Annotated in this window: 8 protein-coding genes and 1 tRNA gene; 1 reads left to right on the top strand and 8 read right to left on the bottom strand. The window is 62.4% G+C overall.

What is annotated here, in order from left to right; genetic code table 11:
• Positions 1-250 precede the first annotated feature (250 nt).
• The 5 genes from cysD to GZ093_RS18715 form a co-directional block, all read right to left on the bottom strand.
• Positions 251-1,186, bottom strand: a complete 936-nt coding sequence (cysD, locus tag GZ093_RS18695) for a sulfate adenylyltransferase subunit CysD (RefSeq protein ID WP_296488991.1) — start codon at positions 1,184-1,186, stop codon at positions 251-253.
• Between the two features lie 32 nt (positions 1,187-1,218).
• On the bottom strand, positions 1,219-1,980 hold the full coding sequence (locus GZ093_RS18700; protein ID WP_296488975.1) for a phosphoadenylyl-sulfate reductase: 762 nt from the start codon (positions 1,978-1,980) through the stop codon (positions 1,219-1,221).
• Positions 1,977-2,396: a DUF934 domain-containing protein gene (locus tag GZ093_RS18705; protein ID WP_296488993.1), complete on the bottom strand. Its 420-nt coding sequence runs from the start codon at positions 2,394-2,396 to the stop codon at positions 1,977-1,979. The genes GZ093_RS18700 and GZ093_RS18705 overlap by 4 nt, the downstream gene beginning before the upstream one ends.
• A 24-nt stretch (positions 2,397-2,420) precedes the next feature.
• Complete coding sequence (locus tag GZ093_RS18710) at positions 2,421-4,238, bottom strand: nitrite/sulfite reductase (protein WP_296488980.1); 1,818 nt, start codon at positions 4,236-4,238, stop codon at positions 2,421-2,423.
• Positions 4,239-4,301: 63 nt separating this feature from the next.
• Positions 4,302-5,093 (bottom strand): sulfite exporter TauE/SafE family protein, encoded by a 792-nt coding sequence (locus tag GZ093_RS18715; protein ID WP_296488983.1) that lies wholly within the window; start codon positions 5,091-5,093, stop codon positions 4,302-4,304.
• A 166-nt stretch (positions 5,094-5,259) separates the two neighbouring features.
• Between GZ093_RS18715 and GZ093_RS18720 the strand changes: the two genes are divergently transcribed.
• Positions 5,260-5,336: transfer RNA gene (locus GZ093_RS18720), tRNA-Val, on the top strand.
• A 133-nt stretch (positions 5,337-5,469) separates the two neighbouring features.
• Here GZ093_RS18720 and GZ093_RS18725 read toward each other — a convergent pair.
• The 3 genes from GZ093_RS18725 to GZ093_RS18735 all read right to left on the bottom strand — a co-directional run bounded on the left by GZ093_RS18725 (position 5,470) and on the right by GZ093_RS18735 (position 8,642).
• The gene (locus tag GZ093_RS18725; protein WP_296488987.1) at positions 5,470-5,742 is read right to left on the bottom strand and encodes a KTSC domain-containing protein; all 273 of its coding nucleotides are present in this window, start codon (positions 5,740-5,742) and stop codon (positions 5,470-5,472) included.
• Between the two features lie 262 nt (positions 5,743-6,004).
• Positions 6,005-7,882 carry a potassium transporter Kup gene (locus tag GZ093_RS18730; RefSeq protein ID WP_296488990.1) on the bottom strand — a complete coding sequence of 626 codons (1,878 nt, stop codon included), beginning with the start codon at positions 7,880-7,882 and terminating at the stop codon, positions 6,005-6,007.
• Between the two features lie 73 nt (positions 7,883-7,955).
• Positions 7,956-8,642 carry a response regulator gene (locus tag GZ093_RS18735; RefSeq protein ID WP_296488995.1) on the bottom strand — a complete coding sequence of 229 codons (687 nt, stop codon included), beginning with the start codon at positions 8,640-8,642 and terminating at the stop codon, positions 7,956-7,958.
• Positions 8,643-8,646: the final 4 nt, after the last annotated feature.

Below are 8,646 nucleotides of genomic sequence, written 5' to 3' on the forward strand. Positions count from 1 at the left end.
AAGCCTCCTCCTTGACTTCACTGCGTCAGACACCCAAAGCACGCTGCTAGTCGCTTTCATTGACTGGGCCGTTTCCCCAACAGCGTCAGGCGTGGTGATTGGGGTATGTGACCGGGCTTTGGGGTGAAAGGCGTGCGTCGGCAGTCGGTGGCGAACTGCAGCTTGCGTTTCGCGTGTGTTTTCACCCCAAAACCGCATGCACATGCCCCGGTCGCCGCGCCGGATTAGACACATAGCCGCGCCGAGACCACTAAAAGTACCCATCTTTTTTCCGCTTCTCCATCGAAGCCTCAGAGGTCTTGTCGTCCATGCGGGTCGCACCGCGCTCGGACACCTCGGCCGTCAGCGTTTCCAAAACAATGTCATCGGCGCTGGCCGCCAGGCTGGCCACCGGGCAGGTGCAAGTGATGTCGCCCACGGTGCGAAAGCGCACGTCGCGCAGTTCGGCCACTTCGCCGGGCTTGAGCGGGGTCAGGTCGGTCACCGGCACCAGCAGGCCTTTGCGCTCCACCACCGCGCGCTGGTGCGTGTAGTAAAGCGAGGGCAGGGCGATCCTTTCACGGGCAATGTACTGCCAGACATCGAGCTCGGTCCAGTTGCTGATGGGGAACACGCGGAAATGCTCGCCCGGGTGCAAGCGGGTGTTGAACAGCGTCCACAGCTCGGGGCGTTGCTCTTTGGGCTGCCATTGACCAAAACTGTCGCGGTGGCTGAAGATGCGTTCCTTGGCGCGCGCCTTTTCTTCATCACGCCGGGCACCGCCAATGAGTGCGTCAAAGCGAAATTCGTCAATCGCCTCTAAGAGCGTGACCGACTGGTGCACGTTGCGGCTCTCGCCGGGATGCGTCAGGCGCACGGTGCCGCGCGCCATCGAGTCTTCGACGCTGCGCACAATCAGCTCGGCGCCCAGCTCCTTGGCGCGTGAATCACGGAAATCGGTGACCTCGTGGAAGTTGTGGCCGGTGTCGATCATCAGCAGCGGGTAAGGAATCTTGCCGCCAGTGGCGGGTGTGCCAAAGGCTTTCTCGGCGCACTTGAGCATCACCAGCGAGTCCTTGCCGCCCGAAAACAAGAGTGTCGGGCGTTCAAAGGCGGCCGCCACCTCACGCAGGATGAAGATGGTTTCTTCTTCGAGCGCATCGAGGTGGGCGTTGCTTAAATGATCAGGGCGAGTGTGGTGCGTCATGGGGTGCAACAGGTTGGAGGGCAGGGGCGCATTCATGCGGGAGTCCTTTCTGGCGTTGGGCTGGCTTTGACGTGCAGGCCGCATTCCTTGGCTGCCTCCTCTTCCCACCACCAGCGGCCGGCGCGAAAATCCTCGCCAGCAGATACAGCGCGGGTGCAGGGCGCGCAGCCGATGCTGGGGTAGAACTGGTCGTGCAGCGGGTTGTAGTCAATCTTGTTGATGGCAATGAAATACCAGACATCACCCCAGGTCCAGTTGGCCAGCGGGTTGAGCTTGACGCGCGTTGCATCGCTGGTGTCGACCAAGGGCACGTCAGCGCGCGCGCCCGATTGCTCGCGGCGCAGGCCTGTGATCCAGGCTGCTTTGCCTTGGAGGGCGCGGTTCAAAGGCTCCATTTTGCGAATCTGGCAGCAGGCTTTGCGCAGTCCGATGCTCCTGTACATCGCGTCCTTGCCTTCGCGCGCCACAAACTGCACGACCGCCTCGGTGGCCGGGGTGAAGACCTGCACCGGGGCGCGTGACGAGGCTTTGAGGCGACCCAGCAAGTCAAGTGTCTCGGCGTGCAGCATGCCCGTTTCCAGCACAAAAATGCCAATGTCGAGCTCCAAGGTGTTGATCAGGTGGCTGATCACCATGTCTTCCGCGCCCAGGCTGGAGGCCTGGCTGATGCGGGGTGCCGTGTCAGCGCCAAGCGGCGCATAGTCACGCGCGGCCTGTTGCAGAACCGCTGTCGTTTCAAGCAGTTTGGCGTCAAAGTCGCTGGAGGCGCGGGCGTTGAGATCAATGGCGCTCATGCGGCGACTCCTTCGGTGTTATTTACGCAGGCACAGGCCCCCGTTGCAGCGGCAAACAGGGGCGCTCGCTGCGCATCGCCCTGGTAAAAGCCGCTGAAACGGTCCAATTGGCGCTGCGCCAGCGCCAAGTCCTGGTCAGCGCGCAACACGGCGACATCAAAGCCGCTGCGCTGCATTTGCAGCAGCTGGTCAATCAGCACGTCTCCCAGGGCAACGATTTCGCCGTGGAAGCCCAGGCGCCGGCGCAGCAAATAGGCCTGGCTGAAAGCGCGGCCATCGGTGAACTTGGGGAAGTTCAGCTCAACCCGGTCCACCCCAGCGAGCGCCAAAGTGCGCGGGTCGGCATCGTTCGCCAGATTTATAACATTTTGGCCTGTAGCCCGCGTCGCATAAGCGTGAGAAGCGATCAATTTGATTTTATGGTGCATGGGATGTGGTTCTCAGTCGGTCAAGGCATCGGCCGTTTTCAAATGAATATGGAGCTCTTTGCCGCTGTTGCCGGTCTCGCTGCGAACCAAGTTGGCAGCCGCGCGAAACGGCTCCAACCCGAGGCGGCGCACGGTGGCAATAAAGCGCTCACCCGGCAAGCGCTGCAGGCGGTAAGTCTCTAACAGCGCCTCCACCACGTCAGTGACCTCGGAGGCCGCAAATGAGGGCCCGATCACCTTGCCCGCCACGGCGGCACCGGACAGCGTGCTGCCGTCCGAGCCGCCAAGCGACACCTGGTACCACTCGCGCCCATCCTTGTCGACGCCCAAAATCCCGATGTGACCACTGTGGTGGTGGCCGCAGGAGTTGATGCAGCCGCTGATGTGCAGGTCAATCTGGCCTAGGTCAAACAGCTCGTCGAGGTCCTGGAAACGCTCGGTGATGGCCGCTGCCACGGGAATGGAGCGGGCGTTGGCCAGCGCGCACAGGTCGCCACCGGGGCAGGCAATCATGTCGGTCAACAGCCCGATGTTGGCCTTGGCCAGACCGGCCTGGCGCGCCGCCTGCCACAGGGCGGGCAACTGGTCGGCATGCACCCAGGGCAGCAGCAGGTTCTGCTGGTGCGTGACACGCGCTTCACCGGCGCTGAACCGGTCCGCTAGATCAGCGGCAGTGTCCAACTGGTCGGCGCTGGCGTCGCCCGGGGCTTGGCCCAGGCGCTTGTACGACAGGGTGACGGCGCGCAAAGCGGGGTTCTGGTGCGGCGCCACGTTTTGCTTGAGCCAGCGTTGGTAGTCCTTGGCGTCCTTATCCGATAGCTCGATTGCTACTATATCAGTAGCATCTCGCGCTTGTTGCATAAGGGCTGGTGGCCTGAATGATGCTGAAACCCGCTCCAACTCGGCCTGCGCAATGGTGTGCGGCGCACCGTCATGGGTCAGGATGTCCTGGTACTCGGCCTCGACCTCATCGGTGAAACGCTGGCCCTCGGCCTTGACCAGAATCTTGATGCGCGCCTTGTACAGGTTGTCGCGCCGGCCCCAGCGGTTGTAGACGCGCACCACGGCCTCCAGGTAATTCAGAATCTGGTCCCAGGGCAAAAACGCGCGGATGGTGCTGGCGATCACCGGCGTGCGGCCCATGCCGCCGCCCACTTGCACCTTGAAGCCGACCTGGCCCTGCGCATCGCGCAGCAGCTGCAGACCAATGTCATGCCAGGCGGTCGCGGCACGATCCTCTTGCGCGCCGGAAACAGCAATCTTGAACTTGCGCGGCAGGAACGCAAATTCCGGGTGCAGCGTGCTCCACTGGCGCATGATTTCGCAATAGGGGCGCGGGTCAATGCTTTCATCGACTGCCACTCCAGCGAGCGCGTCGCTGGTGATGTTGCGAATGCAGTTGCCGCTGGTCTGAATGCCGTGCATGTTCACGCTGGCCAGCAGGTCCATCACATCGGCACTCTTGTCCAGCGGAATCCAATTGAACTGCACGTTTTGACGGGTCGTGAAGTGGCCGTAACCAACGGGCAGGTGCGGCGTGCCGAGTTCAGCCTGGGTGCCGCTGGCGTGTTGGTAGACGGCGGCACTGGGCTGGTCAAACTCGCGTGCGATGCGGGCCAGCACGCGCAACTGCCCACTGGCCAGTTCGCCATAAGGCACCGCCACGCGCAGCATCGGCGCATAGCGCTGCACATACCAGCCGTTTTGCAGCCGCAGCGGGCGAAAGTCATCGTCGCTGAGCTGGCCGTTCAGGTTGCGTTCAAGTTGGTCGCGGTATTGCGCGGCACGCTGGTGGACGAATTGGCGGTCAAAGTCGGTGTATTGGTACATGGTGAATTTCAGTCAAAAAGGCAGAACCGACGATTTGAAGAGGGCAGGTTTTCCGGCAAAGTTTCACAAGGCGATCAATTTGGTGCCGGCATAGGCCAGCAGCACGGACAGCAGGGAACGAATCACCCGCTCGGGCGTGCGTGCCATCAGGTGCGATCCGACCCAGATACCGGGAATCGACCCAACCAGCAGCTTGGCCAACAGGGGCCAGTCGACCGAACCCAGCGAGGCATGGCCCAGCCCCGCGACTAGGGTCAGCGGCACCGCATAGGCAATATCGGCCGCCACAATGCGCGGCAAGGGCAGCAAGGGGTACAACAGCATCAGCACCGTGACGCCAATCGCGCCCGCGCCCACCGAGGTGAGGGTGACGAGGGTGCCGATCACCGCGCCAAACAGCAACGGCAGGCTCCAGTGCAGGGGCTTGGCGGCCCGTGCCTCCTGGCCTCGCGCCACCGAAGTAGGTGTCGCTTTGCCGCGCACGGCCTTGAAAAGGGTAGCCGCCGCCGTGAGCAGCAAGGCCACGCCGAGCGTGGTGGTCATCAGGTGCTGCATATTGGCGCTGGCCGGGCCGACACGGTTCAGGACCCAAAGCGTGATCAAGGCGGCCGGAATGCTGCCCGCCGACAGGTGCAGCACGACGCGCCATTCCACCTGACGCGCACGCGCCATCTTGATCGTGCCGCCCATTTTGGTGAAGGCGGCAAACAGCAGATCAGTGCCGACGGCCATGTAGGGCTTGACGCCAAAGAAGAAGATCAGGATGGGCGTCATGAGCGAGCCGCCGCCGACGCCGGTGAGGCCCACCACTATTCCAACAAAAAAACCAGCAAAAATAAAAGCGAGATCTTGCATAGGAGGCAGACTCTAAGTGCAAGGCTTTATATTTCAAACTATCTTTTGATGATTTGGATATGCGATCTGGCTATAAAGGAGGCCTTCAATGACCTGAATTTGAGCAAGTTGACGTTTGAATGGGGCCAAAATTTTTGCTGCTACAATTTGCGGCTGATGACAATTCAGGCGCATAGCTCAGCTGGTTAGAGCACCACCTTGACATGGTGGGGGTCGTTGGTTCGAGTCCAATTGCGCCTACCAAATTCGAAGCCCCTTCTCCTGCGGAGATGGGGCTTTTTTTTTAGCGCTTCACGTCGGGATTGCCAGCATAAACAGGCGCGGTGCATCGAGGCGGGTATTTCAATGACTACTGAACCCGCAGCCGCCCAGCCACTCAGTCCCCGCCCCCAAACAGGTCATTAAGTTTCTTGGCGCCATCTGCATCAGCACTGGACGTCATCGGTGTGCCCTTCGGGTACTCCTCCGCAATCCGGTCCTCCCAGTACGCCGCCGCGTTGGGTGCGCTGCAAAGGCGCCGATACACCTCTTCGGGAACATGCTTGTAGGCCAGGACGGTCTTGTTGTCCCAAAGCAGGTCCAGCTGTCGCGATGCGGTGTTGTAGTCGGCCTTCCTGATGCGGCCGCTTGTGAACGTCTTGGTGGGCATGTCTGAAGTCTCTCGAAGGGCATCGGCAAGGGGTGATGCGGCAAGTCTATCCAGTTGGTTGTGGCTGGAGTCGGCGCCGCCATGAATACCCGCAACAGACCCGCAAGAGTCAATCGCCGGTCCTCGCCACGGACAAGTCAGTGCCATGGGCGAACGGCCACGGTTGGGCGACGTGGTCGTCCGTGCCTGGGGCCAGCAAAACCACATACATCAGCGCTGATGGACACAGGACCAAGACGACGATTGCAACTGTCACGCAACGTCAAATTTGCACCCGGGTTCCGAGCTCAATCACGCAGTTATTGGGCAGGCGAAAAAAGTCCGCCACACTGCCGGCGTTGCGCGACATGATGGCGAACAGGGCTTCGCGCCAGTGCGCCATGCCCGCGCCCTTGGTCGGTACGACGATTTCCCGACTCAGAAAATACGAAGTCTCGAACAGGTTGATGGGCAGGCCCTGGGCTTGGCAGAGTTCGAGCGCCTTCGGGATATCGGGCTTGTTCTTGAAACCATAGTTAACCTGCACCCGCCAGAAGCCGGGCACCAGGGGCTTGACCTGAACGCGCTCCTCGAACGCAACCCAGGGCACGTCATGGAACACGACGGTGAGGATCACATTGCGATCGTGCAGCACCTGGTTGTGTTTGAGGTTGTGCATGAGGGCCTGCGGCACGGTGTCCGGGTTGGCGACGGCGTAGATGGCGGTGCGCGGGACCCGGTGCACGCCATCGGCTGACAAGGCCGTGATGAAGGGCAGCAGATCGGGATCATCGTGGCGGATCGTGTCGATCAAGAGCTCGCGCCCGCGCCGCCAGGTCGCCATGACCAGGAAGATCGCCAAGCCCAGCACCAGCGGAAACCAGCCGCCCTGAAAGAACTTGAGCGAGCACGACACCACCAGCAGCGTGTCCAGGGCCAGGAACACCGCGGTGGCCGCCAGCGCCACCGGCAGCGGGTAGCCCCAGCCGTCGCGCACGACAAAAAAAGTCAGCGCCGTGGTGATCAGCATCGTCGCGGTCACCGCGATGCCGTAGGCCGACGCCAGCGCGGAAGAACTGCCGAAGCCAACGACGGCCAGCAAGACCGAGACCAGCAGCAGCCAGTTCACCTCCGGCATGTAAATCTGCCCGATCTCCTTGGCCGAGGTGTATTGCACCTGCATGCGCGGCAGCAGCCCCAGTAGCACCGCCTGTTTGGTCATCGAGTAGGCGCCCGATATCACCGCCTGGGACGCGATCACGGTGGCCAGTGTGGCCAAAACGACCGCCGGGATCAGCCAGGCTTGGGGGAACAGGCGATAAAACGGATTCTCCAGCGCGGAGGGGTCGCGCATCAGCAGCGCGCCTTGTCCCATGTAATTGATGGCCAGTGCCGGCAGCACCAGGCCCAGCCAGGCCAGCTGGATCGGCCGTTTGCCAAAGTGCCCCATGTCGGCATAAAGCGCCTCGACCCCCGTGAACGCCAGCACGATGGCGCCGACCGCGACAAACATGTGCCAGCCTTGGGAGCGCAAAAATTCAAAGGCGTTCAAGGGGTTGAGCGCTGCCAGAATGGCCGGCTGTTGCATGATCTCTGTCACACCGGTGATGGTCAGCACGGCAAACCACAACATGATCACGGGACCGAACAGCTTGCCGACCAGACCCGTGCCAAAACGCTGCACTGCAAACAGGCCGATGAGTACCGCCGCGGAAATCGGCAGCACATAGGATTTGAAGGCCGGCGTCGCCACTTCGAGCCCTTCGACCGCGCTGAGCACGGAAATGGCCGGGGTGATCACGCTGTCGCCATAAAACAGGGCGGCGCCAAACACGCCCATCAGCAGCAGGGCGGTGCGCCGCCGCGGCGTCTTGCCGGCCGCATTGGCGGCCAGCGCGGTGAGCGCCATGATGCCGCCTTCGCCGCGGTTGTCGGCGCGCAGGATCAGCAGCACATATTTCAGCGTCACGACCAGCATCAGGCCCCAGAAAATGACCGACACAGCGCCGATCAGGTGGACGGCGTCCAGTGGCACACCGGTGGCGGGGCTGAAGACCTCCTTTATGGTGTACAGCGGACTGGTGCCGATGTCGCCATACACGACGCCCATGGCGCCCAGCGTGAGCGCCGCCAGGCTCTCCCGATCCGAAGTTCTACTCATTGCAGTCCGATGATGGTGAAAGTGGCGCCACTTTCGCCGCGCTCGCATCAGGAACGCATAAGGACGGGTCGGTTCAAACCGCCGCCAGGCGGTAGCCGACACCGGTTTCGGTCAGCAGATGCCGCGGCTCGGCCGGGTCGCGCTCGATCTTGGCGCGCAGCTGCGCCATGTAGAGCCGCAAATAGTGCGTATGCTCCGTGAACTCTGGCCCCCAGACATCGAGCAGCAGCTGGCGGTGCGTGACCACGCGGCCCGCGCTGCGCACCAGGCGCGCGAGCAGCTTGAACTCGGTCGGTGTCAGGTGCAGCAACTCACCGTTGCGCAGCACGCTGCGGGCCGCCAGGTCAATGCGCAGATCGTCCAGCGCATGCACCGTGACGGCAGCGGCCAGCGCGGTGCCGCGGTGACGCAGCGCCACCCGAATGCGCGCCAGCAGTTCGCCCACGCTGAAGGGTTTGGTCAGGTAATCGTCGGCACCGGCGTCCAGCAGCTGGATTTTTTGCGCCTCCTGGTGCCGCGCCGACACGACGATGATGGGCAGAGAATGGCGCGTGCGCACCTCGCGCACGAGTTGCACGCCGTCGCCGTCGGGCAGGCCCAGATCCAGCACGATGACATCGGGCGGACTGTGGCGCAAGAGCGCGCTGGCCTCGCTCAGCGAGACCGCGGTCTGCACCTCAAAGCCCTCCACCGACAAAGAGGACTGCATCAGCGCCCGTATCTCGCGGTCGTCCTCGACCACCAGCACCCGCAGTGTCATGGCA

Origin of the sequence: Rhodoferax sp., from assembly GCF_010365055.1 — a bacterium.
In the GTDB taxonomy this organism is placed as follows: Bacteria; Pseudomonadota; Gammaproteobacteria; order Burkholderiales; family Burkholderiaceae_C; genus Rhodoferax.